The sequence below is a fragment of the Pedobacter polysacchareus genome (assembly GCF_019802255.1).
GTDB lineage: Bacteria > Bacteroidota > Bacteroidia > Sphingobacteriales > Sphingobacteriaceae > Pedobacter > Pedobacter polysacchareus.
This window is the reverse complement of record NZ_JAHYSS010000011.1, coordinates 52665-79517: the sequence shown is the minus strand read 5'-3', so window position 1 is coordinate 79517 and position 26853 is coordinate 52665. Positions and strand designations below refer to the sequence as shown.

Here is a 26853-nt window from a genome sequence, read left to right as displayed (position 1 = left end):
TGTTTCTTCCAACTTTAACATCCTGCTTACTAGATTGTTTCAAACAAAAAATTATTAAAAACTATGGAAACAAATTTCCTATTTATGTGTAACATTGAGTTTATAAATCAAAGAACCATTCAAAAGATGAGTAATTATTCATTAACGGCAATCATTTCTATCCCTGAGGTGGCCGGATATTTTTTTCCCAACAGACATTTCGAACATATTTCACGGAATATGCTTTATAGTCTGATGGTTGATAAGCTCGAAGCAATTCCGCAGATTGGAAAGATTATCATCAACACGGATGCCGGAAGAATTAAAGACCATTACTCCCGCTATGGCAAAATCAAAGTGATTGATGTTTATCGGTCAGAACCTCAGGAAATCGAATTGGAGCTGACCTCCGACAAGGTCACCACTGCGATGCTCGAACATGTGGAAACGGAACATATTCTTCAACTTGGGCCGATTTTTCCTTTCCTAAGGCAGCAAACCATCCAAAATGCAATCGAAAACTATCACAGATATGTCCTTGACCCCGAGGACAGTCGTTATGATTCTCTTTTTACCATCAAAGCAATGAATCGTAGACTTTACGACAGCGACAAGAATATGATGCGCGAAGATCGCCCCAATACCTTTGTTGAAGATGGAATTTTACATATTTTCAACCGCAGTACTTTCCTTGCTAACGGCAATAGAAAAGTAGGCAAAAATCCTTTTTCTTATAGTATCGATGATATTGAGAATCTGGCAATCGACTCAGAAGAAAACTACCGACTCGCCGTTCTTATCGATGAGCACCGTTACCGTTTCCCTGGTGTTTTCGGCAGATAATTCAATATATTATCAAACCACTACTAAAAGAAAAGCAAAAGCCCCTGATAACAACCGATACCAAGGGCGTTTGCTCATCTCAAACATCAACTTATTTTGACTGCTCCAGGATCTCTTTAAAGTATCGGTCGCTTTTTTTAAGTGCCGCGGCTTTTTTCAATCCCCATCCTGCGTAGATTTTGGCCTGCTGCACATCCTTTTGCGCCATCATTATACTACTCGCAGTATTCAATACCTCATAAGTCGCATCTGCAGTAACTACCAATTTCATCCATTTCGCGAACAATTGCTTTTCCTCTTCATCCACCTTCGGCTGATTCAAATACATTGCCATATACCTCACTTTATTCGAATCATCATTAAAGTTGGCCGCTGCATATTTGAAGAAGGATTTGTGGTCTTTATGCAGATTATAATAATAGCCTTCGGCGATGTCCAGTTTGGCATAAGGCCATCTGGCATCCGAATAATACGGTCTAACTGTTTTCAAAAATGCTTCAAAAGCCTGTGCATCCACTTTTCCTCCGATCCCTTTTAACCTGGAATTGATGATGGCTGCACATTTACCTGAAGCCAGATCCTGGCCGTATTTGCTTTCAAACTCCGCATAATGCTCCAGGAAGTAAGCGTTCCACTCCGGATTGATACTTTTCATCATCAGAAAAGGCACCGCCTGCTCTTCCTTTAAAACATCTTTGTTCTGAGCTAAATAATTAACCATATCCTGAGGAACCATTGGCTTTCTGGCGCTAAACATCTGGGTATAAAACTCCGGATGAGCAACTTCCAGCTTCCCACTAAAACCTGTCATCAACTCTCCTTTTTTAGCTTTGATCTTTGCCTCTGCTAATCTTTTTTGAAATACATCGGCCTCCTGGTAACCAGAGAATCTGGAAACCAGCTGTCCATTCTCATCCAGAATTAGAAAAGTTGGGAAACCGGTTACCGCATATTTAACCTGGAGGGCTTTACCCAGTTCTTCTACCATAAAGTCGATCTTTACGCTGACAAAATTCTCTTTCATCTGTTGTATAACGTCTGACAAAGGAAATACCTCATCATCCATTTGTTTACAAGGATGACAGCCTACAAAATAGCTATCAATAAAGATCATTTTATGTTCTTTTTTAGCCAGATCCAATAAGGACTGCCAGCTGTTTACTTTTACAAACTGACCATCAGTCTTCAGCTGGGCCTGAGTAGCCGCACTGCTGCACAAAAGCAACAGCAATAAGCCATAATATTTAATTGTTTTCATGAATATATGTTGGTTTTATCGGTTTCTTAATAGGTTTTAAGCAGGATGTCTTTGATGAGCTTCCCTCCCTGCTGACTTTCAACTGTATATTTTGTTCCATCTGCCTGTTCCAGTATTTTAGGGAGCAGTTTAGGATCTTTCAATAGTTTTTCGGCGGATAAACCGTTAATGCTGCTCACTTTCATTCCAGCTTTTAAACTGATCTTTGGATTTTCTGGGGCAACCAGTCCTTGTACCCATAAACTCCCATCCAGATCAAAGCCAAACAGGTAGCCGCCAATGGAGAAATCATAAGGAAAGGCATAACTCTGATTAGGGCTGAAATAGATTTCTTTACGCTGCAGGTTAATCGTGAAATTATACCTACTGATCAATCTTATTCCTATTGATCCGTCAAAACCAGGCTTCCAATCTTCGCTTTGTCCACCGCCAGCCATTAAGGAAATGGGCATATTCTTGATTTCCGGCATTTTAGAAAAGGCGAAAGTCGCTGCTTTCCCACTAAAAGTAGGCGTGCTGATACCCATACTGGTCGTACTGCTATGGTATTCAGGTTTAAAGCCCCCTACCAATAACCGGTTTTGCTTCACAAAAGGGCGAAAGCAAATCAACTGGTAAGCTGCGCCACTATCAAAAACAAAGCTGCCTGGAAAACTTTGTCCAGGGACGATGCCCAATACACCAGGGATGATAAACAATCCTGATGGTACGCTCACCGGCACTGCAACACCCGCTTGTGGATATTTGTAATCACCATAATCATATAAGTAAATTTCCTTCAAATCGAAATCTACCTTCGTGATGTATCTTTTGGCCAGTCCATTTCCGATGATGCCGTCCGTACCTTTCCCCAGCTCTTCAAATAGGGCGATTCGCTGGTCTTTCCATTCAAAATCACCGAAATGCAGCACATTTCCTTCTGAGATTTTGATTTTCATCTGACCACCTACTACCGATGCATTCTGCTCAGCACTGTGCTTTATACCTATGCTGTCTGCAAGCGATGATTTAAGCGCAATACCATCCGCTCCCGTATCAAATAACAACCTTAAAGGCTGCCGACTGCCATTAATTTTTACCTTCAAAATAATGGAACCATGTTCTGTTTCAAATGGGATTTTGGCGACTAACTTCGAGGTCTGATACCTGTTCATCCCATACAGCTGATCAAAAAGATCCAGGTACAATAATTTAAACTCTTTATTGACATACGCGGCAGTCTCCACCGGCACTTTTCCTTTTGGATAGAGCTGTAAACGAAGCTGCTGCTTCCCCCCGATTTCCTGTACCCCTTTCAGGCGAATGGAGTCGCATGAATAACGGGAAGCTATTGTTTTTAGACAGCTGACAGCCGTTTGGTGGCTATAGGCGCCAACGGAAAAATCAGCTGCAAGACTTTTCAGTAATGGGCCTTCGGATGCGCCAACAAACATTGAATCCAGGCGCTGAATCAAGGTTTTCTGCGGATCTTCCTGCGCGCAAACCGGCTGGGTAATGGCCATAGTAAGCCCTAGCACCAGGGTACTCATTTTATAAATTCTCTTCATTGGAATAGCAGGATGGTTTTTGGATAGATCAGGATGCAGCGGTATCGCTGCATCCTGAAAATGATTTGCCAGAATGGCCTATAATTATTTTGCTAATGTTTTTTCCAATAAAGCTTTTAATGCCGGATTGGATGGTCTAGGTGAATCCACCGTTACAATTTTTCCTTCTTTATCAAACACCATAAAACGTGGAATACCTTTGATTTTATAATACTGTGCTAAATCTCCCCAGCCAGAAGCAAATAATTGTAAACCGCCAAGATTTTCATCTTTTATCATTTTCAACCATTTATCCTTATCAGGAGCCTCATCTACAGAAATACTCACCACCTGCACATCTGTCCCTTTCATTTCTTCTTCCAGTTTTTTCAGGAATGGGATTTCCGCTTTACATGGGCCACACCAGGTTGCCCATACATCCACTAAAACTACTTTACCTTTCAAATCCGACATCTTCACGATTTTTCCAGTTTTATCCGGATAGGAGAAATTGAAGGCTACATCACCGGCTTTCAATAAGGCTAAAGGCGCAAGAATATCCATGTTTCTTTTCTTTTGACTTTTAGTCAGCACATATTTGCCATGGGCATCCATCAGCTCTTTATAGTCTACATAATTGCTCATTCCTGCAGCGCGATCCAATACCATATCACCCTTTAATGTGTCATTTGGTAAAAAGACAAACAGATCATTTACCCCTTCTACGCCTTTTCTGTATTTTACATTGCGCTGTCTCATCGCCACGCTCACTAAGCCGTTTAAAGTCCTTGCACCCCATGGATTCGTGTAAACCATGGCTGTATTTTTAGCAAAATCTTCTGGTTTTAAGGTACTGTAAAAAGGACTCCATTCTTCAATTGAAGGATGCGCAGAACGCGGCGTGTTCAGGAAATTACTGGCAAAAGAAGCCATATCCCAGTTCATATACTCCCTCATCTTTTTATCAAACTTAGGATTACCGCTGATCTTTCCATTTAAAAAGGTTTTCGTCTTTGCAGAGATCTCTTCCAACTTAGGAAAGAAATCAACGAAAGTACTGTTGTTTTTCATAAAGTTGATAGACTTCTGCTCCAAAGGATTCACCAGGTCATGCCATTGGGTAAGGATCACATTTTCTTTAGAATTCAGTTTCCCATTCAATACATAGCTGGAATCAAGGATAGACAAAGACAACTTTTCTCCTCCTTTAAAATAGAATTTATAATTGTCGGTCGGACTCGTGATATTGCCGATTCCAACTACATATAAGCCTTCATATTCCGGATAAAACAGCAGGCCAAAGTTTCCTTTTTCAGAGGGCATCGTACTTGCCATCTCTACTACTTTCCCTTCGGATACTTTAAAAAGCTTTACCGGAGAAAGCTTTTCCTTTTTTAATAGCCCGGTGATTTCTACAGGCAATTGTGCAAATCCGCTGGATGCGGCCAATGAAAGGGCTGCCAGCGTACATAGTTTTTTCAGGTTCATTTGTTAGTTTATTTTTAGGTGTATAGATCGGGCCTTCCTGCCCGATCAATTTCATTTAGCGTTCGCGATAACTTACGCTGACAATTTTTCCAAATCCATCATAAGATTCTCCCAGCGTCAAATCCGCATTCAAACCTGGAACTGTGTACAATTCCATCTTCCCATTTTTTCCTGCAGGTAAAGCCGGGTTATAACTCCCAATCAGCAATTGGTTTCTTCTACTTTGGTAGTATGGTCTTGAGTTTCCTGTATTGCGGAAGGGCTGGAATTTCATCAGGCTGATCTGCTCCGCTCCTTTATCCAGCATCAGTTTAGTAGTTTTCAAAGAAGTATCAAATTCGTAAACCTTTCCTCCGGCACTGTAAAATAAGTAACCGTAAACCGGGCTGATGGCAAACTTCTCTGCCCTTGCAATATCAGGGCCTGTCATTTCCGAGAAATAATTCTGGATGCCACTGAACATATTGAACTTAGTCAGGAAAATTTTTCCAGCAGGATCTTTTAATACGGCAAAGACATCACCGCCTCCAAAAGGAGAATAATCCATATACACCAGGTCCATACCCACATTGTTATAATCGAAAAAGGCATTGTCTTGTTTCAGCAACGGATTACAGTTAGATTCATGATTAGAATGCTTTACAAACCTTTTCTTGACCGTATCAAATAGCACTGCCGTTGCATTCAGGGTTTTCGGATCTCTTGCAGCGGGTACAAAAGGCGCGGCTTTGAAAGGGGCAGTCTCGCCTTTCAGCAAGTTGATAGGCGTGCCATAACTCAGCTGATAGGTAGCAAAATTATAATACACATTCCCATTGGCGAACATATAGGAATTGGCATTTTCCTCTATGATTCCTGAAATAAAATCTGCGTGGAAGTTGTCAGGAACATTCGCCACCATCTCATACTTGATATTGAAGGTATTCTTCCATTTGAAGGTTTCAGGATCTACACGATCAGTACGCTGATCGGTAGACACATAGACGCCATAAACGGTACGACTATAGGGATAGCAGTACACATCCACAGGTTTGCCCTGTAAAACCAGCTCAGATCCGGTACTACCCAATACATCTGCCACAGGCAAATAAACATCTTTGATCTTAGAGATCATATCCAATCGCGCTGCCCCATTCACATCATTTAACACCATCCAGCCTTCGTAAATACTGGTCTCTACATTTAAGCGGAACATACGGGTATAGGCAACACCGGTCTTTTTATCCGTCACAGTATAATATACCTTGTACGGACCTGGCGGGACTTTAAGAACGATATCCAGGTTCCTGGTTTTGGCAAGATCATTTTTCTGATCCTTCGGCAATACACTAGAGCCCATATTCAGGGCGATCCATTCATAGCTGTAGTCAGCTTCATTTCCAGCTGGATCCATTGTGAAATCCAGTTTCGGATTAATTTGAAAACGCTCTCCCAATAAGCCAAAATAAGCAGAATCAATTCCTGCAAACTTGACTTTATTGATTTCCTGGTAATCGTAGTTTCCGATGTCTTTGCGACAAGAGTATACCAGGAATAGCAAGCCTATTGCAAATGCTGTTTTAATATATTTATAAGTCATAAAATACCTTATTAATTTTCTAAAGAGATTATTGAACGCTTGGACCCATCACCATTTCTTTACCATCATCCTCATACACCGTTTTACCTGAAGCCCTCATGTCGTTCAGGTAGCGCTGCAAAAACGTACCGTAGTACTGCACTTTACCGATAGAAGTTAAACCTGTATTGTCCAGATCCCCGATGTTTGGGATCTCTGCAACTTCTGCCAGCAGGAACAACTTTTTCCTGCTGAAAGGCCCCAGATAGGCATCTAACCAGGCTGCTGGTTTTTTCAGAATATCATTCATCCAAATGGTATGTTTGATGAAGCTGAGTCTTTTTCCGGTCGTAGCATTGACCAGGCGATCCTTCATCGGCGTACCAAAATGCTCATTCTCCTCCAGGTTGAGTACCAGCAGGAAATTATTGCTGAGCATATCGGTCGTTCTATGCACATTGATAAAAATATATTGCTCTGTGCCGTTGGCGGGGATCACAAACCTTTGATTTAAGATCTCATAATGAGTCCCTGCAATGGCCGTGGTTTTTGGGTCGATGGTCAATTTAAATTCCCTTTCTTCAGGGCTTCTAGCCCCTGAAATCTGAACTGGAATCGCAATCAACGAATCTTTTACCGCAGCTTTTGCATAGGAAAAAGAAATTGCAGTACTGTCTCTCCCTGGGTTATTGGAAAACTGAAGTGTGGCAAGGCGGAAGTAAATTCCCGCGGTCCCCTCATAGGTATTCAATCCTTTTTTACAGGCTGTAAATGCTACAGAAAGCAGCAAAACAGCGATGATGATATGATTTTTTTTCATTTTGTAATCTTTTATATTGATCATCGTGGATTTAACTCAGACAAAGGCAATGGAAAAACATACCTGGAAAGATTGACAGTCAGGTTTCCACTGGCCACCAGTGGATTTGGTACTGAAGTGATGTTGCGTCTTTTATAGTAAAACCACAGTTGCCCTTCTCCAAAAAACTCTTTCTGGTATTCTTTCTGTAATTCGGTCAGCAATACCGCGGTTCCTGGTAAATCCAATAGCCCTCTTTTGTTTCTGACTGTATTCAGATAACTTACATTCTGGTCAGCCTCTGCCGCAATCAGGTACATTTCACTCAACCTGAGCAATGGCACTGTAAAGCGGTAAATCAGCTTTTTGTTAGAGATATCCGCGTATTTAAAAAAAGTCTTGTATGACTTTCCGGCGATGCCTGTCAGAATCCAGTTCGGGTTGTAACGATAATCGTTTTCATTACTTTCAAAAACGGCTTTCAATCGCGCATCTAAAGGAGCAAGCACATTTCTATCTTCCACATCAGGGGCAAAATAAGCCCTGTAATTGTCGTAAAGATCCAGACTCTGCAAGCCAAACAGTATCTCTGTAGAAAACACACGGTCAGGATCCAGCTTATCGGTCAATATTTTCTCAGGCGTAATCCATGGAAATTTCGAAGCATTATTGATGACCACCTTAGCAGCGGCGGAGGCGGTTGCACGATCGCCACGGTACATATTTACCCTTGCCTGCAGGCCTTTTATCGCAAAATAGTTCATCCGATAATTGCGCAGGTTTAGAAAACCCTGCTCTGAAACATTGGTAATCCCGGATTTCCTTACCGGATCATTACCCAGCAGTGCCTCCGCGGTCTGCAGATCTGCAATAATTTTCTGTATTACCGCATTGGCAGGAAGCAAATCGCCGATCTCGGTACCAGCCTTGGTATAATAAGGAATCGAAGTTTTGGTAGAGTCCGCAGTGTTATAATTTGGCCCATACATCCTGAGCAAATCAAACTGTATGAAGGCCCTTAAGCCATAAGCCTCACCTCTGAAAAGAGAATCGGTTTTACCATCCAACACTCCTGAATATACATCCAGGTTGGCGATGAATTTGTTCAGGTTCACTACATTGATGTAACTTTTAGTCCAGATTATATCCAGCTCTGCCTTCACATCTTTATTCTCATAATCATAGGACTGGTACTTTGTAAGGTTGTGTACACCATTCACGTTGTAGCGCTGCGCCAGTATTTCCAGGGTCGTACTGGTTAAGTTCGCCCCATAGAGTTTCGTTTTTCCCATGTCAATGTATACGCTATTGATGGCATCGGAAATCCCCTCTACACTTGAGAAAATCTGTTTCTCTGTAAATTTATCTTCGGGCTGAATGTCCAGCCATTTTTTACAGGACATCATGGCCATCAGCAGGCAGATGGCCAGTATGGAATATAGGTTTTTAGTTATTCTGTTCATGAGTATAGGCTAAAAGCTTGCGTTTAAACTAAAGGACACTGATTTGGCAAATGGATAATCGATTCCTCTTTCTCTTTGAACTGTGGAAACACGAAAGATGTCATTCATATATCCATTCAGACGCAGAGAGGAAAGCCCCATCTGTTTCAACCATTTATTTTGCAAGAAATTATAACCAAAACTGATCGACTCCCCACTGATCATATCTTCTTTCTGTACAAAACGGGAGCTCATCTCTGTTTTATCGGTTAAACTGATGGATTTGAAGGTGGCCAGGTCACCTGGATTTTGCCAGCGATCATATAAAGCTCTTTTGTCCTGGTTGTTCATCAATTCCTGAGAAGAGATATTTTCCACCTTATTGTAGAGTGCAGTATTAAAAATCTGTCGGCCCAGGATATAGCGGATACTGGCGCCAAAACTAAACCCTTTGTACGTAACTGCATTGCTAAATACCCCTTCTACTGTCGGCTGACTATTACCTACGCTCACAATGTCTCCTGGATCATAGATAAAAGTATACTGACCATTTTTCTTCAGGAAGATCTCCCTTCCTGTGGCCGGATCAATTCCCATGGATGGAACTGCCCAGATGTCGTCCGGACTGAAGCCATCTTTATAACGCATCAATGAATTTGAGCTTTGTGCTTTAGTGTTCAAAGAAGCCAGCTGGTTATTGAAGCCTGCATATTTACTTTTGTAAATGGAACCGGTAATCCCTATGGTCCATAAAACGCGGTCTTCAGGTCTATAAATCGGAGAATATTTCAGGTTGGCTTCAAAGCCTTTCGTATCCAGCAAGCCGGCATTAATTGGGAAAGATTTGATCCCTGTAGAAGATGGAAGGTCTATAGCCACGACCAATGGATCCGTTTTCTTTCTATAGGCATTTACATTCAGGCTCAGTTTATTGCCGAACATGACGATGTCTGTTCCCAGATTCGTTTGCACTGAATTTTGCCATTTCAGGTTAGGATTACCCAGCGCGTTCAGCGAAACCCCTTGCCCGTATAGGTTGATATAAGCATCATATCCATAGGTGGAGATCGAAGAAACGGAAGCAAAGTTTTGATTTCCGGTAATCCCGATATTGGCAATTAGTCTGAAGGTATTGATCCAGCTGGCAGCTTTCATAAATTCTTCCTGATGGATGTTCCAGCCTAAACCGCCACTATAATAAGGCGCATATTTCTTGTTTGCACCGAAAGCAGTGGAGCCGTCATATCTATAGGAAACATCGGCCAGGTAACGCCCTTCATAAGCATAGTTGGCAGAAAAGAGCAGAGAATTGGTACGCGTCTTTGAGATTTGTGCCTCAGGTCTGGAATCCGGTTTATAACTGTAGGCAAAACTTGGATTTCCATTGCTGGAAGCCGGGAAACCTACCGCTCTGAACAGCACATTTTCATTGTTACTTTCTCTGATGTCTGCGCGGATATTTGCATTTAGGGAATGTTTTTCAGCAATCACCTTACCGTAGGTCATCATCAGGTAACCATTATAGCTAAAGTTATCGGTGCGGCTATTCTTGTAAGACCCTTTCTCAAAAATACTGGTATCATCAAATGAAGTATGCAGTGGAGAAAGAAAATCTATCCCAGTGGTGATCCCTTTTTGAACCTGAATTGCACTTTGTAAGCGCAGTCCATCAGTCAGGTCTACATTCATTTGAAGGTTGTTCTGAATGGCAAAGTTCTTAGTGCTGCTCAGGTTATTTAATCTGGCATTGTACATCGGGTTTGTTACCTTGTAAAATGAACCGGCATTGTCCCTGGAATTTTCCAGGTAACGACTGGTTAAATCTTTTCTATAATAAGGATTGGCATTTACAAAATTGGCGAAGGAACCATAAGGAGATTCTTTACCGGTATAACCATTGATGTAGATCTGATTGGAGAGGTTAAATTTGCCTTTGCGATAGTTTAAGTCCACATTTCCTGCCCAGTCTTCTCTTCCAGATCCTTTCATGGCACCTGAATTCTTTTTATAGGTTAGTCCAACGCCATAACGCAGGGATTGATCTCCCCCATCTGCATAAATAGAATATCTTTGAGAGAAGCCGGTTTGTACTGGTTCATTTAACCAATACGTATCCACACCACGCTTGGCATTGCCAAGTCTGACTGCATATAAAGAGTCCAGAAAAATTTGCTGGGTCGGATTTGGCCCTAATCTATTCTGGTCCACTGTATAGGCACCAGACAACTTTTCGAAGCGCAACTTCTCTTCTGAATTCATCATATTATAGCCAGACAAATCAGGAATCTCCACAGAAAAGTCACTGCTGAAGTTCAGGCGCATCTCTCCCGGTCTGGGCTTTACGGTTTCAATAACCACAACTCCATTTGAGGCTTTAGAACCATACATCGCTGTGGATGCTGCATCCTTTAGGATGGTCACCGATGCAATCCTGTTCATGTTTAAATCAACAATGGTACGAAGAGAGGTTTCAAAGCCATCCAAAATAAACAAAGGCTGGTTGGGATCTGAAGCGAACTGATCTTGTAAAGTGGAAGAGATACTGGTTTTACCACGGATCTCAATATTCGGCAATACATTGGGATTGGATCCGAATTTATTGTTTTCCAACTGGATGAAGGAAGGATCAAGCGCACGTAAGCTCTGGATCACATTCTGGTTACCAATGGCCTTCAATTGCTCGCCGCTAAAGGTAGCGGTAGCACCGGTAAAGCTGTTTTTGTTCCTGGTAATCCCCATACCGGTGATCACCACATCTTTCATATTGTTCTCTGCAACCTGCATATTGACGATCAGCGGATTCTGACTGCCTTTTACTTTCAATTCTTGAGTTTCATAGCCCACATAAGAGACCAATAAGATGGCATTCTCAGAAGGCACGGAAATCCGGAATTCTCCATTCGTATTGGTCATGGCCGCATAACGCTGATCGCTCAGTCCTTTGATGCGAATGGAAGCACCTGGAATAGGCTTTCCGGTTTCATCCAGCACCTTTCCAATCACCCAGATTGCTCTTCTTGCCAGCACCTGAGGGCTCACATATTGCAATACGATGGTCTTCTCTTCTATTTTAAAAGTTAAAGGCTGGTCTTCAAAACATAATCCTAACACTTCTTCTACAGAAGCATTTTTTACATTTACGGTGACGGGTTTGGCCTTAGCCATCATTCCGGCATTGTAAAAGAAGTCATAGCCACTTTGTTTTCTGATTTTCTGAATGATCTGCTCCATTGGAGCAGCATTTTCCTTTAGTGTAATCTGGGCATAACCGGTTGCGCTAACCTGCAGAACTACAGCAATTAAAAATACTAATGTCAGTTTCAATTTTAATAATATCCTGGCATAAACATGGCAGAATTCACCATGTTTAAATCTCCTGTGAAATTTCATACATTTGTTTAGTTTGGGTTTAGGTTCCAATGTTTGTAATTCGATTTATTGACAGCTGACCCGAACAATTACTCCATAAAGAGTACACAGACCAGGGGCGTTGCAACCGCCTCTGGCTCTAATTATTGATCGGGATGTAGCATGGGAAGTAGAAGTTTAAGGCATAACGGTGATCCTCCTTCCCTCAAACTTAAAGTGAACTGTTCCTGTTAATAACATGGTGCGGAGCGTCTGCTTAATATTTTTACTTCTGGATATGGTACCGGAGAAAGTGACCTTTGCCATCTCGTCCGGACAAACTACTTCGACATCATACCAGCGGGAAATTTCCCTCATGATGTCTCCGAGTTCTTCATTGTGGAATACAAAAGTGTTGTTCTTCCAGGCAATAGCTTCCTCCACATCTACTTTTTGAACGTTAAAGGTCCTATCTTTTAATACCGATTGCTCTCCAGGACTCAGCAGCGCTGAAACGTCCAGATCTTTCAGCTGTACCTTCACCTTACCTTCCAGCAAAGTTGTTTTCACAAAACCATCATCCTCATAAGAGCTGATATTAAAATGTGTCCCCAATACCGACACCATTTGTCGGGCAGTGTTCACTTTAAAAGGTCGTTCCTTATCCGGGCTGACTTCAAAATAACCTTCTCCTGTCAGCTCCACTTTACGTTCCTGATCCCCAAAATCAATAGGATATTTTAAACTGGAGGCAGCGTTCAGCCATACTCGGGTTCCATCAGGAAGATTGATCTGGTATTGTCCGCCTTTCGGGGTACTGATCGTGTTGTAAGTTTTGAGAGCTGGTGTTTCTGCAGTGGAAGGACTCATCGTATAGACCAGTTGTCCGTCTTTGGTTTTGGTAATGGTGATTCCAGCCTGACTGGCCAATTTTCCATTCGCAGCTTCTTCCAGGCTAATTTTTGAACCATCAGCCAGCGTTAACATTGCTTTTGGTCCACCTGGCCGAATGCTTGCTTCTTCCTGCTGCAGTCTGGCGATGGCATTTGATGCCTGGTAGTTTTTAAAGAACATTATTCCTAAACCCATTACCAATACCACAGCAGCCGCTACGGCAATTGCTGGCCAAAGCCTCAAAGTTTTTGGCTGCGCAGTATGAATTGGCAATCTCGCCCATACCGCAGACTTTGCCTCCTTGAGTGCTTCGACATCCAGATCACAAATTCCATCTCCATAGCTGAGGTACCAGCTTTCCAGCATGGCGAGTTCCTCCGGGCTACAATTCCTTTCTTTATATTTTTTTAGCAGCGCTACAGCTTCCTTGTTTTCTATTGACATTTCATCAGCTTAAAATCTTCCCTATTCATGTATTATCATCATTTATAACTGCTGTTAAAAAACTTCAGGCAAAAAGAATTATGGTCCTTTTAAGAATAGACGGGAAGGCATGGGGTGATGGGGTAGAAAGAATTAATATTTATTTTATAATAATTTTACAGGCTTAGGAAAAGCATCATTCCCAGCTTCATACGCAAGATTCTCAACGCATTATTGATTTGCTTTCTGACGGTCTGATCTGAAAGATTCAATTGTACAGCAATTTCCTTATGTGTCATGCCTTGTTTTCTGCTGAGCTCAAATACCTCACGCATCTTCGGAGGCAACTCAGAAATGCCCCTTTCAATCAATTCAGCCATTTGTCGTTCCCGAACCTGATGGTCGGTCACACAGTAGCCTTGTTCCAGAAAATTTTGCAAGGAATTTACATACTTGTTTTCTACCTGCTGATGTGCAATGACATCGAGGATGCGATTTCGAACGGCAGTGTACAGGTAAGCAGCGAGACTGCTTTTAACCAGCAGTTCATCTCTTTTGTTCCAGATGCCTGCAAACAGCTCATGGACTACGTCCTGAGCTTCTTCTCTGTCCTTCAATCGCTGATAAGCATGAATGTACAACTCATCAAAATAGCGGTTGTAAATCATCGTATACGCGGCAGCATTTCCTTCTTTTAAGAGAGCGATTAATTCTAAATCAGAAAGTAAAGTTTGAGTCAACACTATCGCCCCCCAGCTATAATTAGAACTATAAAACAAATATCACCATAGCACAGAAACAAGCTAGTCATTGCCCTGTAAGACAATCGCTTCTGGTGTTATTCCAAATAAAGTTCTGTGGAGACCAAAAGTAATATTAAATAGATAAAAATCAAATCCTAAATGACCTTTTCAACTTTTCTACCATTCGCATCTGTAAATCCATTCACAATACCATTGGCATCTACAGAGAATTTATAGTCCACTGCTTTTTCATTCATATAAAAATCAACCTCAGAAGTAAAGTACAATTTACTTTTAACGGGGGCATTTAACCACAATTCATTTTGCTCCTTAGTAATCGATACTGGTTTTCCATACCAAATATAGCTGCCCAGATATTTTTCCATCGCTGCATTTGTCAATGAAATTGTCTTTTTTAGGCTGGGCTGATAAAAGTCTTTCCAACCATAAGCAATACTGACGCTATTAAAAATTTCCCTGGAGATACCAGGGTTTGCAGAATTGGTCATCACGACTACTCCATTTCCATTTTCAAAACTTCCGATATATTCATCTATAAATCCGGTAGTACCACCACTATGGCTAAAGTACTTTTCTGTTCCCTTTTTCTCTATAAAGACACCTAATGCACTTTCATCATCTAGATATGGAGTCAGCCTTAATTTCGTGCTTTCCTGAGAAAGTATTTTATTCGATTTCCCATTTAAAGACAATTGCGTTTCAATCACATATTTCGCTAAGTCAGTTGGCGTACTCCAAAGCGAGGCTGCGGCTTGCTCCGGATAAATGTGATAATTTCCTTCCACCATTTCTTTCCCGTTCTGCAAATACCCTGATGCCAGCAAATTTTTTCTGCTTTCTGGTGGAGAGGAATTAAAAAAGCTCTGCGTCATTCCCATTGGCTTTAAAACTTCCGCCCATAGGTAATCCTCGTATTTCTTTTTGGTCAGATCAGTCAGGATCAATTGAGATATAGTGATACCTCCGCCTGAGTATTCAGCCATTTTCCCTGGTTCATACATGGAACGCACAGGCGCTGAATTTGCAGGTTTTTTACCATCGAGTATCTCGTAGATCGTAGGAATTTCCTCCCCTTTTTTATAGCCATAGAAGCCATGAACAGTGATCCCTCCTGTATGGCTCAGGAGATTTGCCATGCTGATCTTTTTGTTTTTGGATAAGGAATCATAAGGGAATTTCCATGTACTTAAATCCTCATTGATATCTGCATATAAATCGAGTTTTTTCTCTTGAACCAATTTCAAAATAGCCACTCCATTTAATGATTTACTGACCGATCCAGCTTGAAATATCGTACTAGTAGTTACTGGCTTTTTCTGCGCCACATTAGCCCAGCCATAACCTTTTGCCCAGTCAATTTTATAGTTTTTAATGACTACAATACTCAACCCATTCACATTGTATTTCGTCATTCTTTCTTCAAGAGAATAGCTCCGGGAATCCTGATGCTTTGCCCAGGGAACCAGGCCATTTTCAACCTGTTTGATTTTATCAGCCAGGGCCTTAGAAATTGGCGGAACTGATTGTGCAAATAATTGCGAGGACATCGAACCCAGAAAAATAAGAAGCGCAGTCAAGGTAAAGGAAATCGTTTTTAAGGTCATGTATTTCACTATATTTAAAATATTGAAATTACACTCTAAGTTTTGTAAATCCTACAGGGATACCTAATTATTAAATAATTATTTCCCCCAAATCCGGTTTATAAACCTCCGACTAGGCCCTTCTACCCATCGATAAGTGACATAAGAAATCAAAATAAGTAAGATAAGGTAAACGATACAATACATCAGTCCAAGAGAAAAATCAATATTCTGTTTGCCTCTCCCTATCCCTGTAGTCCCCGGCAAATACGCACCATGTGAAAATGGCTCTTGCAGAAAAATTTGCATGAGGTAAACGGAGTAAGAAATATTCCCTAAAAACTGCATGAATTTCCCCTTGCAGAAATCTGCAATCTTACCCGTGTTTGCTGTAAAACTAAGCACAAGGATAGCGAATAGAAAAACTGTAATTCCATCATTCAGTGCAAAATGCAATGACAGGATGATCCCAGCAATGATCAGCAGGGAAGCGGTATCAGAGGAAAATGCTTTTCTAATTGCTCGTGATTCGTAAACCAGGTATACAAGCACACCCGTTGTAAAACCAGCTATCCCCCGGATATAACCGTAGTCGAACGTCGTATTTAGGTTATGAGGAACGGGTATCGCCGGATTTATTGGGTTTACCCGCGGAAGCAGGTACATAATCGAATAATAGGCCGTTACGATCAACACCGTGAATACCAGCACAGCAAGTGCTCTTTTTTTATTAATGAATAGTGCAATTACTGGAAACAAAAGGTAAGCTGCAAATTCAGCACTGATGCTCCAGGATGGAATATTCCAGGAATAGATATGGGTAAGGCCAAAGGAATGCAGTAGAAAGATGTTCGGTAAAATATCTGCTGGCTGTTCCAGGATAATTGGTGGATTGCCCCAATCTGTGAGCCAGCGTACAATTACGACCAGCAGGAGCAGTGAGAATATATGCAGCGGATAAACCCTCGCAAAACGTGCGACAAGGAACTTTTTCAAGGTGTCTGGCTGTATTTTCTGCTTAAATTCCCTGCTGTATACATGCATCATAATGAAACCACTCATGATAAAAAACAGATCCACCATCAGGTAGCACTTTTCAAAAAACATAGATTGGGCAGCAGGAACAAAGCGGGCAACCGCCATTTCAAAATGAAATACAGCAACGAGCAACGCTGCGATCCCACGTAAAGCGGTTAATGAAGAGAGGTACTCTACTTTATGAGCTGTGATTTGAAAAGATTTAGCACTTACTGCCGTTGGTTCTTCGGCGGAAGGCGCATAGTTTAGGGTTTGATTCATTTTGGGATATTCACACTAATGTACTATTAAACAAAGAGATAATCAACACGCCATCTTTATTAAAACTAAAACATATAATATATTTTCAATGCGTTAAAGGAAAGATTAAGGGAAGTTGCAAGGGTCTTTTAACCTGATGAACCTTCTTTTACAGGAGAATTGACAATCAATGTTGTTTAATTTCCAGAAAAACATAAATTAGCCCTTTCCAAATTAAATAAGATGCAGACTGTCATCAGCAATAGTTATAACCCTATCTTAAAAGAATTAATTCAGTGCTACATCTTTTTTAACCATACTAATGGTCATCCCATCCATTATACGACTTTCCCCAATACCAATTTGTGCCTTGCGCTATATCAGAATAACCGAATCAGTTACCTCAAAAACGCTACAGAAAACAGGTGCATCCTGAATAAAGGAGTCGGAAAATTTAGCAGCCGCATTTACGCCTTCCATCAGCAACCTTTCCAGGTAGACATTCGTGCGGAGGTAGATCAAATATGCATCATTTTTCATCCCGGGGCGCTAACTGCATTTACAAAAGAACGTTATGCCGCATTGCTGGAGGATGATCACCCATTTGAAAGGATTTTTAAGGAAGATTCATCGGTTCTAGTACAATTATTTGCAGCCGATAATCAGGCCAAAAGAGTGGCTATCCTGGAAGAGCTCCTGGTTAAAAATATCATCAGGCAAAGAAATGAGATGACATTGGGTAAATTACTGCGCCACATCCACAGTCCATTACCGCAAGAACTACAAGTGGAACAACTCGCTAAAGAGATGAACATCAATGTTTCTACACTGTACCGGATTTTCATGGCTGAGGTTGGCCAAAGCCCGAAAAAATACTTGCAAACGCTTCGGTTCCGCAAAGCCTTAGATGCGATTAAATACTCAAAAAAATTAGATTTAACGGCCATAGCCTATCAGCATCAGTTTTACGACCAAGCGCATTTCATCAAACAATTTAACAGCTTGTCTGGTGAAACACCTGGGCGGCTGATCCACAAAATATCACTGGAACAGCAGCAGCTGGTTTGGCTATATGATGCTTCGGAATACCTGACCTGTCAGCTTCAAAAATAAACTGTCGGTTCTACTAGTTTAGTAAAGAAATGGCTTTCTCCAGAATTTCATCACGCCCTTCTTTAATGCCCTTGACGCTAGGTTTAACCTTCACATCTGGTACAATACCTATCCTTTGTGTCTCTTTTCCGTCTGGATAATAAACGCCAATCTGGGTAAATCCTGTGGCAATTCCACCAGGGAAAGTCACTGGCATTCCTACTGAACCATCTGCTCCGGCAGTTTGACTGCCAACAATGATCGTATTTGGACCGGCGCGCAAAGCCATGGCAGACAATTCCCCCAGACTCTGCGTTTCTTCATTAACCAAAACAATGATTTTCCCCAGATAAGGACTTTCATTCGCTACTCCGATCCTCACCTGCGCCATATAATCACCAGGCATATAGCTGAACAGGCCCGGTATTTCTGTACTTCCAGCGGTATATCTCGCTACTTCTTTCGGCGCATTGAAAATGTATTTCGCCAGATCCCAGGCAAAACTGGTGGGCTTAGGATAAGTTCTCAGGTCTAGAATCATGCCTTTTGTCTGCATCGCCATTGGCATCACCGATTTAAGCCTCGTTTCTATCCTGCTGGCATGAATATAAGCGATGTCTTTTTTGATCATTTTAAAGCCGGAATCTACAGGCGCTGCCCGCTTTTCCCGACGGTTGAATGGATAACATTTCAAGCTGAGCTGTTCTGGTTTATCGTCACGGATAAAGCTAACCTGCATCAACGTATCATTGGTTCTCAACAAAATGGTCGTTAGCTTTCTCAATTGAGTAGCGAAGTTAGAGGCGCTGATATATGGCAGCTTTTCTTTCATTAGTTTTGAGACTGGAACATTGTTGATGCTTTGAATCAAATCTCCTTTCTTTAAGACACTCAAGCTTCCCTCCTCCGTACTGTTTGTCACCACAGCTTGCTCGTCGACAAAAGTAATGGTAATTTTCGGTGTCAATGTACCGTAAAAGCTTCTGAAAGCCATATCATAAGGAGAAATGTCGGAATGGGAATCCTGCGTTTCTGCGATCAATGCAGCGATGGTCAGTTTATAATCCAGCTCGTTCTTTGCAGCAATCAATTTAGGGATGTATTCCTTGAGTATTCCAGACCATGGTTTGTCCAGTAAGTTTCTATAGGGAGAAAAATATTCGTAACAGTTCCAGAATTTGAATAAACCCAGCAAACGGTAACCGGCATCCGGGTATTTAAAACTACTGTAATCACCTTCATTTTTGAAAATAGCGACAGGTGTTTCTGCATCATACATTTTCACATAATAGCTTTCTGCAGTCCGATCTGCATTTTTGATCGCATTTAGCTGGCTAAATAGTTCGGGACTGAACTTGCTGGACTTAAACCAGTCAAAATTTAGCTCGTATTTTATCTGCTCTCTAACCGGTCTGATGGCTTTCTCATTTTCAAATACACCTAAAGCATCGATCCACTTAAAAATCAGTTTATTCCTCTCCTTAAGACTCTTAACAGCTAATAACTGAGGTGTAATTCTAAAAAGTTCGAAATCCCAGTTGTAATCCCCTTTTGCAATCGCCGGATGGTGATACTTTAAAAAACCCCATACTTTAGCCAGTACTTCCAGGTTGCTGATTTGAAAAGTACTTGGTTGATCAAGTACGATCTTGGAACCTGTTAGAAATTCTTTGTCCAGATTTGCCTTTTTATTCCGATCCGTAGAATCCGTCAATTGGGCTTGTACATTTAAAGATAGGGCAAATAGAAAGATGAGCAGATAATTTCCTTTGAGCATAGAGGCGAGATTTGGTTTTGCTAAATATAGCAAGCTCAGAACTAAAGTAATGTTAACTTATGTTAAAAACCATGCTGGCATCTATTGCTTTAGCAATAGTTTGAATTATTACAAAACCCTGCCTTCTTTAAGATGAACGGGGTTTTTGCTTTTATTTTAAGGGCTGTAAAAGCTCCTGACATACTGTTGTCATCCCCCCATTTTAGATTTGTCTTATTAATTGATCACCATAAAAAAAATAAACCATGAATACAAGCACCACACAAGTCATCAGCCCAACAGAATTATTGGCACACTGGCAAGGACACCGCAATTTAACCCGAAGAACCATTGAGGCTTTTCCAGAAAAGGATCTTTTCGAATATTCTATTGGAGGTATGCGTACTTTCTCCGGAATGATCATGGAACTTTTAGGTATTGGTGCCCCAGGAATACAGGAAATTGCCACCGAGCAGATTGGCGAACTGAATGAGCATTTCGAAGGCATCAACCAAAAAGAACAATTGCTGAAATTATGGGATGAGGCAACGGAAAAGATCAATACCTATTGGGCACAGATTCCTGAAGAAAGATTCGGAGAACAGATCACCATCTTTGGCAGGTATCAGGGAACAGTATGGTCATCTATTTTTTACTTTATTGACAATGAAATCCACCACCGTGGAGAAGGTTATGTTTATCTGCGCAGTTTGGGCATTCAACCCCCTTTCTTTTATGAAAGATAGGATCATCTTATCCTGCTATCGTTTCGGCTTCCTGAACAGTTTCAGGAAGCCCTAAACTAGCGATGACTTTCATCGCCAGCTGCTGTACCTGTACTTTCAGTGATTCTGGTTCCAGGATTTCAGCATAATCACCAAACATCATATACCAGCGGACAAAGCCCTCATCAGTACCTGAAGCCATAAAGGTCATCTCCACCTGGTTCCCCCGCTTCTCCTCTCCTACAAAACCATAATAGCTTTTACTGCTTGTTATATATTTCCCAATCTTTTTATCTACCAGTATTCTAACCTTGATTTTCCCCCCGGGGATGCTTTCTTTGCTCCGCAACTGCTCCAAAGAATCGTGTTCTTTCCCATAAGGTAGGTCTGTACGTCGAATCTGGACAATACGGTCGGTACGAAATTGCCTATAATCTTGCCGCAGGTGACAAAAGCCTAAGATGTACCAGTAGTTGTGTTCATGGAACAACCCTACAGGCTCTATCGTCCTTTGTCCCGGCTCCTCCGCTGTGAATGCCTGGTACAGCAAAGACACTTGTTTTTGTGAGGCAATCCCATCCATAATGATCTCCAGCGCATCAGGTATGTTCTTATTGAAAAGCTCCTGGTAAGGTTTAACAAGAATTTGCGATTCTAAAGCAGTAATCCAATCCTTATCCTTGTTCCGCAGCACAGATTTCACTTTAAACATGGCCGAACAGAAATAGGCACCAAGGGTTTTGTCGGTCATTTGCTGCATGAGTTTTTCGGCTGCGACAAAACTTCCTGCTTCTTCCCTAGTAAACATCACCGGAGGCAGACGGTAACCGTCCATGATGGAATAACCGGTTCCGGCTTCCGACAAGATTGGAACGCCAGAGCTCTCCAGGCTGCGAATATCCCTATAAATGGTGCGCAGGCTGACCTGAAAACGATCCGCCAATTCCTGTGCTTTTACCACACGGCTGGACTGCAGCTGGATCAGGATGGCTACGATTCTATCAAAACGTTTTGGACTTTCGTCAATCATCTTTAATTTAAATTGCGGTAGTCATTTGGCGACATACCCGTTCTTTGTTTAAACACCCGGGTAAAATGCTGCGGGTATTTGAAGCCGAGTTCATAAGCAACTTCGCTAATGAATTTCTCTCTATCAAAAATCCTTTCTTTAGCCACATCGATCACTTTCGACTGGATGTATTCCTGTGCTGACTTCCCGGTTTCTTTCTTCATCAAATCTCCGAAATAATTAGGAGAAAGGTTCAATTCCGAAGCACGATACTTCATTCACATCATAAGCGCTGAGGCTAATCAGTAAGTAGGAAGCCCCAGCCAGGTTAAAGGTGAATTTTTATCGCCAATACAAGCCTCCAGGACAGCTCCATATACCCCTTCATAGTTCTCACTGTTACTCAATAAAACAACTGCAATCCCTTTATCAGGATAGGCCACCATATAATTTATATTAGCTTCACCACGGCCGGTATGAAAGAATGCCGTGCCATCTGGGCTTTTGAACAGCCCAATTCCCATTCCCCAAGCCAATTCAATACGGTCATTATCCGTCGTCAGTGTATCTTTCAAGGGACCAAAGCCACGTTTACTTTTTACCAGAATCTGAGGCGATAACAGCTGGTCATACCCCTTCTTCGACAAACCTTTTTTATTCATCAGGTTCGCCACAAACTTCGCGTAATCAGCTGCAGTGGTCGTCATTGATCCTGCTGCACGCGTACTTTCCCTTCTTTCAGAACCGTATTTTTTACCATCTTTAAAATAAGCATAAGAAAAGTTCTTTTCAAACTCAGGCTCCCAAACCATACTCGTGTGTTTCATTTGTAACGGTCCGAATACCTCTTCTATGGTCCATACTTTAAGGCTTTTGCCAGTATACTCTTCCATCACGAAGCCCAGCAAGTTCATTCCTTCGTTGGAGTAATAGAATTTCTCTCCTGGTTTGGCGATCAATCGGAGTTGATCACCATATTCGGAACGCAAGACCGGCATTCCTGAACTATGGCTCAGGATCATTCTTGGCGTGATTTTATCAAAAGAGACCGTGTCCTCCCCCAGCTGTTTCCATTTCGGGTATTCAGTGATGGGCAGTTTCAGGTAGTCTCGAATGGGTTTATCCAGGTCTAAAATGCCTTTATCCACCAAACGCATAAAAAGATAGCCAAAAACCGCTTTGGTCAGAGAAGCAGCGTACATCACGGTACTGTCGTTGAGCGGCATTTGTCTTTCTACATCTTTAAAACCGAAGCTTTTAGCCCATACAGGTTTTTTGTTATTAAGTATCACGACCTGTAAACCGGCCACTTCTGCGCTATCTAAGAGCTGGTTCAACCGGGTTGTCAATGCCTCTGTAGACACTGTCCGGCCATTTAACTGTTTGATGGTTTTGGCATTTTGTGCATTACTTGCTGTTAATCCCAAACAGAAAGCAATAGCTAGCATTAGCTTTTTCATGTTGTCTATTTTTTACTAAATCTCCAACAAAATCCAATTGACTACAACGACATCCTTACGTCATATACCCGACAAATCATGCCTTATTTATTCAAAAAGCGTCATTTGTCAATTCTTAGTTTCCCAGATTTAAAAAAACACGTAAGAGAATGGATATTTTACAGGTTGTAATTTGATGGAACGGTACAGGTTTAACAGGGTCATGATCACCATGAATACATAGATCAACACGGTTAAGGGGAAGCCCAATGGAAAATAGAAGACCATCAGCGCAATTGCTGGAAAAAGCAGCATACTCATGCTGAGTTGAAAATTCAATACCTGCTTGCCTTGATGGTTATATTCCTGATTCTCCTCTCTTTTGAGCAGCCACAACAGAAATGGAAGTAAGATATTCAAAACAGGCAGACTCAAACCGATCAGGGCTAAAAGATGGAATAATGGCGTAATGGAAGCCGTATTTGCAGTCCCCTCCGGTTCATCCATTAACAGCTCCGGATCTATTTCGAGGCAGTCTGCCAATATTTTCAAAGTTTGGATATGTGGGACTACGCTTCCTTTTTCTATCCGTTGAATGGTACGAGTAGTCACACCCGATAGTTCAGCGAGGTGTTCCTGAGTCATTCCTTTTTTACGGCGATAAAGGGCAAGCTTTGAGGGAGGCATAATTTTACTTTAAGCTAAAATCGGAAAAATAATTGGGAATATGGAACGGAAGATTAAAGCCTTAACAATTTACTCCCCATCATTCTGGACAGCATTCCTTCTTTGAAAGTCCTAGACATATTCAACTGATGATCACCGATACTGATGATATTGCCATCAATACCGGTGATCATTTCTGTATTCAGCACATATGATTTATGGATTTGTATAAATGCTGCAGGCATTTTCATCAAAATCGTTTTTAAAGTCATCAGGACCATGTGTTTTTTATTCGCAGTATGGATCCCTACATAGTTTTCCATTCCTTCGATAAACAGAATTTCCTTCCAGCTAAGTTTCAGCAACTTTCCTTCTGTTTTGATAAAAAAGGCATCATTTTCAATTTCTCTTTCCTGCCTGATCAGTGCTAAGGCTTTGTTGGAGGCTTTTAAGAACCGGTCAAATGAGATGGGTTTAAGCAGGAAATCAACAATATCCAGGTCATATCCGTTTATCGCATACTTTTCAAAGGCTGTGGTGAAAATTACCTTTGGCGGAGCGGAGAGCGATTGTAATACGGCCAATCCAGAGCGATAAGGCATTTCAATATCCAGGAACAGCAAATCAACAGTATTTGCGTTTAAAAACACTTCTAATTCATTTGCATCCCTGCATACGGCACTGAGTTCCAGGAATTCGATCTCTTCTACATATCCCTTTAGCCCTTTTCTGGCTACAGGTTCATCATCCGTAATGACACAGGTTATCTTCATATAGTGATTTTTAAAATGGCCAGGAAATGATCATGATCTTTTGCTGTGATCAATTGATGTTGATTGGGATAAAGCAAATCTAATCTTCTTTGTAGGTTTTCCAGACCGATCCCAGCCTTTTTCTTTTCATATTCTGGAAGTACCGGGATGGAATTGCAGACCTCGAACCTCAGTTCATTGTTAGTTATAGTCATAGCAATTCGAATCGAGCCTGTACCTCCTACGTATTTAAAGGCGTTTTCTACTAAAGGTAAGAGTAATAAAGGATAGATTTGCACTGTGCTGTCCCCCTCCTCCTGCAGCTGAATACTCAGGTTTAAATCCTCTTCCATTCTTTGTCTTTGCAAGGCGATGTAAGTTTGCAGATAATCCAGCTCCCGGCTCAATGGAACCTTTTCCGACTGATCATACAGCTGATACCTGAGTAATTCTGATAGCTTTTCTATGCTAAACTTTGCCGCTGTATTGGCTTTATCGACTTGAAAATAAATCGTATTTAAAGCATTAAATAAGAAATGCGGATGAAATTGTGCCTTCAGAAATTGCAATTCGGTCTGCAGTTTATCGCTTGTAATCTGCTCTATTTTAACCTGCTGCTCATGTGCTTTTTTCAACAGATTTATACTTCTGGCAAAAGAAAAATGTAAAAGCCAGAATAAAACTGGGATCAAGCTCAGGTTAATGGCATCGTACCATTGCAATCCGTCGTCTGTAAAAGCAGCTAAAGGAAAAAATGTTATGACCACCAATAGTTCCAATGCGAGAATTAGACTTAAGAACTCTTTAAGGGCGGATCCAGAATTAAATACCACTTTTTTTAGGCTAGCACGAAGGAAGTAGTCGACCAGCCCTTTAAAAAGGTAACCGAATATAATGGAGCAGCCAATCTCTATTGCATTCGTTCTCCAGTCCCTGGTCCAGAATTGTTCTCCGGAAATCACATCATTGACTAGTCGGATGCAAGCATAAATCAATAACCCATAAACGGCAGGAAAAACAGTTTGCAAGTATTTAGATGACATCTTCTATTCTAGCTTTTTTTAGGGCTTTCATACCAAACAGCAACCTCATTGGAGGATAGGGTCTGATAAAAAGATGAAAGATAAGCATGCAGATGGCAAAAGAAGTCAGCAGGATAAACAAATATTTCATTCCTACAGTATCGTCTGTACGCACTACATAATAGGCGACCACTACAATGATGGTTTGGTGGAGAATAAAAAAAGGATAAGCACATTGATTGAGGTAAGGTAAAATATCATGCGATTTATTCAGGTAATGCTTTCCATATCCAAGAATGGCAAAAACCCAGAACCAGGAGTTTATAGGCTGTCTGGCTAAAAACAGGTAAGCCCTCCAACCATGTCCGCCAGGATACTGCGCAAAAAAATCGTAGTCATTCCAGCGCATCACGTTGATCAGCACTAAGGTTAAAAACGCAATTTTTAGAGAAAAATGACGATTACGGTCCAGGCTATCCATTATTTTTGGCTGCAGCATAGCGATAAAACCTACCATTAGAAAGAGCAGCCAGTAAAAGAAATACAGCGGGTCATGGATGAGGTCATTTGTACCTGGATAATCATAAGCCATTACTGCAAAAATGAATATTGAGGGTAATGTGAGCAGATATACATATTTGCTTCTGCCAAAAAACTCCAGCTTTTTAATGAAGCGACTGGCATTTGCTGATCTGCACCACACAAAGAATGGGGCTAGCATCAGGTCATAAAGAAAAAGGTAAGCAATGAACCAAAGGTGGTGCCAGCTGAAGTTTCCTTTTGGATAGGGATGAAAAGTGAAAATACTGGGATAGAAATCTAAATAGGTTCCGCTGTAACCCTGATTAACACGCTCCAGGTAAACCTGAGGAGGAACAATGATCAGCATACCAAAGAGCAATGGAATAAACAGCCTCCGAAGCCTTAAAATGATAAACCCGCCAATTGTTTTTCCTTTAATCATAAACCAGGAGACTGCTCCTGAAATGAAAAACAATAAAGGCATTCTGAAACGACTCAGCCAATAGCTGAATTCCCCTAGTATTTCAGATTTAACGGCATTGTTGACGTGCCAGGGATCTTCGGGTTGAAATGGCCTTGCGGAATGGAATAAAAGCACGCCTATAATGGCAAATATCCGGAGCCAATCGAGGTAAATTACACGGGAATTAAAGTCTTTCATTGTCTTAATTTTCCCTAAAACTATTC

22 protein-coding genes are annotated in these 26853 nt (G+C 41.4%); 3 read left to right on the top strand and 19 right to left on the bottom strand.

Translation table 11 applies throughout. The features are described 5' to 3' along the window. Positions 1-63: 63 nt before the first annotated feature. The gene (locus K7X70_RS24140; protein ID WP_222539485.1) at positions 64-822 is read left to right on the top strand and encodes a cytidylyltransferase domain-containing protein; all 759 of its coding nucleotides are present in this window, start codon (positions 64-66) and stop codon (positions 820-822) included. Positions 823-913: 91 nt separating this feature from the next. On the opposite strand, the gene K7X70_RS24135 is transcribed toward K7X70_RS24140, so the two are convergent. The 11 genes from K7X70_RS24135 to K7X70_RS24085 form a co-directional block, all read right to left on the bottom strand. Continuing rightward, positions 914-2080, bottom strand: a complete 1167-nt coding sequence (locus K7X70_RS24135) for a thioredoxin family protein (protein ID WP_222539484.1) — start codon at positions 2078-2080, stop codon at positions 914-916. A 26-nt stretch (positions 2081-2106) separates the two neighbouring features. Continuing rightward, positions 2107-3627 carry an aspartyl protease family protein gene (locus tag K7X70_RS24130; RefSeq protein ID WP_222539483.1) on the bottom strand — a complete coding sequence of 507 codons (1521 nt, stop codon included), beginning with the start codon at positions 3625-3627 and terminating at the stop codon, positions 2107-2109. Positions 3628-3711: 84 nt separating this feature from the next. Further along, positions 3712-5094, bottom strand: a complete 1383-nt coding sequence (locus K7X70_RS24125) for a TlpA family protein disulfide reductase (protein WP_222539482.1) — start codon at positions 5092-5094, stop codon at positions 3712-3714. A gap of 55 nt (positions 5095-5149) precedes the next feature. Beyond that, positions 5150-6673 (bottom strand): PKD-like family lipoprotein, encoded by a 1524-nt coding sequence (locus K7X70_RS24120; protein ID WP_222539481.1) that lies wholly within the window; start codon positions 6671-6673, stop codon positions 5150-5152. A 28-nt stretch (positions 6674-6701) separates the two neighbouring features. Then, on the bottom strand, positions 6702-7472 hold the full coding sequence (locus K7X70_RS24115; RefSeq protein WP_222539480.1) for a DUF4843 domain-containing protein: 771 nt from the start codon (positions 7470-7472) through the stop codon (positions 6702-6704). A gap of 20 nt (positions 7473-7492) precedes the next feature. Then, positions 7493-8914, bottom strand: a complete 1422-nt coding sequence (locus K7X70_RS24110) for a RagB/SusD family nutrient uptake outer membrane protein (protein WP_222539479.1) — start codon at positions 8912-8914, stop codon at positions 7493-7495. A 9-nt stretch (positions 8915-8923) separates the two neighbouring features. Next, entirely contained in the window at positions 8924-12217 is a 3294-nt protein-coding gene (locus K7X70_RS24105; protein WP_222539478.1) for a SusC/RagA family TonB-linked outer membrane protein, read from the bottom strand. A 222-nt stretch (positions 12218-12439) separates the two neighbouring features. Beyond that, positions 12440-13579, bottom strand: a complete 1140-nt coding sequence (locus tag K7X70_RS24100; protein ID WP_222539477.1) for a FecR family protein — start codon at positions 13577-13579, stop codon at positions 12440-12442. A 155-nt stretch (positions 13580-13734) separates the two neighbouring features. Next, complete coding sequence (locus K7X70_RS24095) at positions 13735-14301, bottom strand: RNA polymerase sigma-70 factor (RefSeq protein WP_222539476.1); 567 nt, start codon at positions 14299-14301, stop codon at positions 13735-13737. A 155-nt stretch (positions 14302-14456) separates the two neighbouring features. Beyond that, positions 14457-15926, bottom strand: a complete 1470-nt coding sequence (locus K7X70_RS24090; RefSeq protein WP_222539475.1) for a serine hydrolase domain-containing protein — start codon at positions 15924-15926, stop codon at positions 14457-14459. 78 nt (positions 15927-16004) lie between these two features. Beyond that, the gene (locus K7X70_RS24085) at positions 16005-17204 is read right to left on the bottom strand and encodes an acyltransferase family protein (RefSeq protein ID WP_222539474.1); all 1200 of its coding nucleotides are present in this window, start codon (positions 17202-17204) and stop codon (positions 16005-16007) included. Between the two features lie 222 nt (positions 17205-17426). Between K7X70_RS24085 and K7X70_RS24080 the strand changes: the two genes are divergently transcribed. Continuing rightward, positions 17427-18296: a helix-turn-helix domain-containing protein gene (locus K7X70_RS24080; RefSeq protein ID WP_222539473.1), complete on the top strand. Its 870-nt coding sequence runs from the start codon at positions 17427-17429 to the stop codon at positions 18294-18296. Between the two features lie 13 nt (positions 18297-18309). On the opposite strand, the gene K7X70_RS24075 is transcribed toward K7X70_RS24080, so the two are convergent. Then, positions 18310-20052, bottom strand: a complete 1743-nt coding sequence (locus tag K7X70_RS24075) for a S41 family peptidase (protein ID WP_222539472.1) — start codon at positions 20050-20052, stop codon at positions 18310-18312. Positions 20053-20297: 245 nt separating this feature from the next. On the opposite strand from K7X70_RS24075, the gene K7X70_RS24070 reads away from it, so the two are divergent. Beyond that, positions 20298-20777, top strand: coding sequence for a DinB family protein (locus tag K7X70_RS24070; protein WP_222539471.1), 480 nt, complete (start codon positions 20298-20300; stop codon positions 20775-20777). 7 nt (positions 20778-20784) lie between these two features. On the opposite strand, the gene K7X70_RS24065 is transcribed toward K7X70_RS24070, so the two are convergent. From K7X70_RS24065 to K7X70_RS24035, 7 genes are all read right to left on the bottom strand, one after another. After that, complete coding sequence (locus tag K7X70_RS24065; protein ID WP_222539470.1) at positions 20785-21786, bottom strand: helix-turn-helix transcriptional regulator; 1002 nt, start codon at positions 21784-21786, stop codon at positions 20785-20787. Positions 21787-21788: 2 nt separating this feature from the next. Beyond that, the gene (locus K7X70_RS24060; protein WP_222539469.1) at positions 21789-22043 is read right to left on the bottom strand and encodes a helix-turn-helix domain-containing protein; all 255 of its coding nucleotides are present in this window, start codon (positions 22041-22043) and stop codon (positions 21789-21791) included. 24 nt (positions 22044-22067) lie between these two features. Then, complete coding sequence (locus tag K7X70_RS24055) at positions 22068-23225, bottom strand: serine hydrolase domain-containing protein (protein ID WP_222539468.1); 1158 nt, start codon at positions 23223-23225, stop codon at positions 22068-22070. A gap of 129 nt (positions 23226-23354) precedes the next feature. Further along, positions 23355-23891, bottom strand: coding sequence for a helix-turn-helix domain-containing protein (locus K7X70_RS24050; RefSeq protein ID WP_222539467.1), 537 nt, complete (start codon positions 23889-23891; stop codon positions 23355-23357). Positions 23892-23944: 53 nt separating this feature from the next. Beyond that, positions 23945-24643 (bottom strand): LytR/AlgR family response regulator transcription factor, encoded by a 699-nt coding sequence (locus K7X70_RS24045; protein ID WP_222539466.1) that lies wholly within the window; start codon positions 24641-24643, stop codon positions 23945-23947. After that, a complete protein-coding gene (locus K7X70_RS24040; protein ID WP_222539465.1) occupies positions 24640-25665 on the bottom strand; it encodes a sensor histidine kinase in 1026 nt (341 codons plus the stop codon). Before K7X70_RS24040 ends, K7X70_RS24045 begins: the two co-directional genes overlap by 4 nt. Continuing rightward, complete coding sequence (locus K7X70_RS24035; protein WP_222539464.1) at positions 25655-26827, bottom strand: acyltransferase family protein; 1173 nt, start codon at positions 26825-26827, stop codon at positions 25655-25657. The genes K7X70_RS24040 and K7X70_RS24035 overlap by 11 nt, the downstream gene beginning before the upstream one ends. Positions 26828-26853 lie beyond the last annotated feature (26 nt).

Bases quoted from the DNA above. Each gene is read 5' to 3' on its own strand.
- K7X70_RS24050 (WP_222539467.1), bottom strand. From the start codon at position 23,891: ATGCCTCCCTCAAAGCTTGCCCTTTATCGCCGTAAAAAAGGAATGACT.
- K7X70_RS24090 (WP_222539475.1), bottom strand. From the start codon at position 15,926: ATGACCTTAAAAACGATTTCCTTTACCTTGACTGCGCTTCTTATTTTT.
- K7X70_RS24140 (WP_222539485.1), top strand. From the start codon at position 64: ATGGAAACAAATTTCCTATTTATGTGTAACATTGAGTTTATAAATCAA.
- K7X70_RS24045 (WP_222539466.1), bottom strand. From the start codon at position 24,643: ATGAAGATAACCTGTGTCATTACGGATGATGAACCTGTAGCCAGAAAA.
- K7X70_RS24100 (WP_222539477.1), bottom strand. From the start codon at position 13,579: ATGTCAATAGAAAACAAGGAAGCTGTAGCGCTGCTAAAAAAATATAAA.
- K7X70_RS24065 (WP_222539470.1), bottom strand. From the start codon at position 21,786: ATGATTGACGAAAGTCCAAAACGTTTTGATAGAATCGTAGCCATCCTG.
- K7X70_RS24060 (WP_222539469.1), bottom strand. From the start codon at position 22,043: ATGAAGTATCGTGCTTCGGAATTGAACCTTTCTCCTAATTATTTCGGA.
- K7X70_RS24125 (WP_222539482.1), bottom strand. From the start codon at position 5,094: ATGAACCTGAAAAAACTATGTACGCTGGCAGCCCTTTCATTGGCCGCA.
- K7X70_RS24130 (WP_222539483.1), bottom strand. From the start codon at position 3,627: ATGAAGAGAATTTATAAAATGAGTACCCTGGTGCTAGGGCTTACTATG.
- K7X70_RS24080 (WP_222539473.1), top strand. From the start codon at position 17,427: ATGCAGACTGTCATCAGCAATAGTTATAACCCTATCTTAAAAGAATTA.
- K7X70_RS24120 (WP_222539481.1), bottom strand. From the start codon at position 6,673: ATGACTTATAAATATATTAAAACAGCATTTGCAATAGGCTTGCTATTC.
- K7X70_RS24085 (WP_222539474.1), bottom strand. From the start codon at position 17,204: ATGAATCAAACCCTAAACTATGCGCCTTCCGCCGAAGAACCAACGGCA.
- K7X70_RS24075 (WP_222539472.1), bottom strand. From the start codon at position 20,052: ATGCTCAAAGGAAATTATCTGCTCATCTTTCTATTTGCCCTATCTTTA.
- K7X70_RS24115 (WP_222539480.1), bottom strand. From the start codon at position 7,472: ATGAAAAAAAATCATATCATCATCGCTGTTTTGCTGCTTTCTGTAGCA.
- K7X70_RS24135 (WP_222539484.1), bottom strand. From the start codon at position 2,080: ATGAAAACAATTAAATATTATGGCTTATTGCTGTTGCTTTTGTGCAGC.
- K7X70_RS24110 (WP_222539479.1), bottom strand. From the start codon at position 8,914: ATGAACAGAATAACTAAAAACCTATATTCCATACTGGCCATCTGCCTG.
- K7X70_RS24035 (WP_222539464.1), bottom strand. From the start codon at position 26,827: ATGAAAGACTTTAATTCCCGTGTAATTTACCTCGATTGGCTCCGGATA.
- K7X70_RS24040 (WP_222539465.1), bottom strand. From the start codon at position 25,665: ATGTCATCTAAATACTTGCAAACTGTTTTTCCTGCCGTTTATGGGTTA.
- K7X70_RS24055 (WP_222539468.1), bottom strand. From the start codon at position 23,225: ATGAAAAAGCTAATGCTAGCTATTGCTTTCTGTTTGGGATTAACAGCA.
- K7X70_RS24070 (WP_222539471.1), top strand. From the start codon at position 20,298: ATGAATACAAGCACCACACAAGTCATCAGCCCAACAGAATTATTGGCA.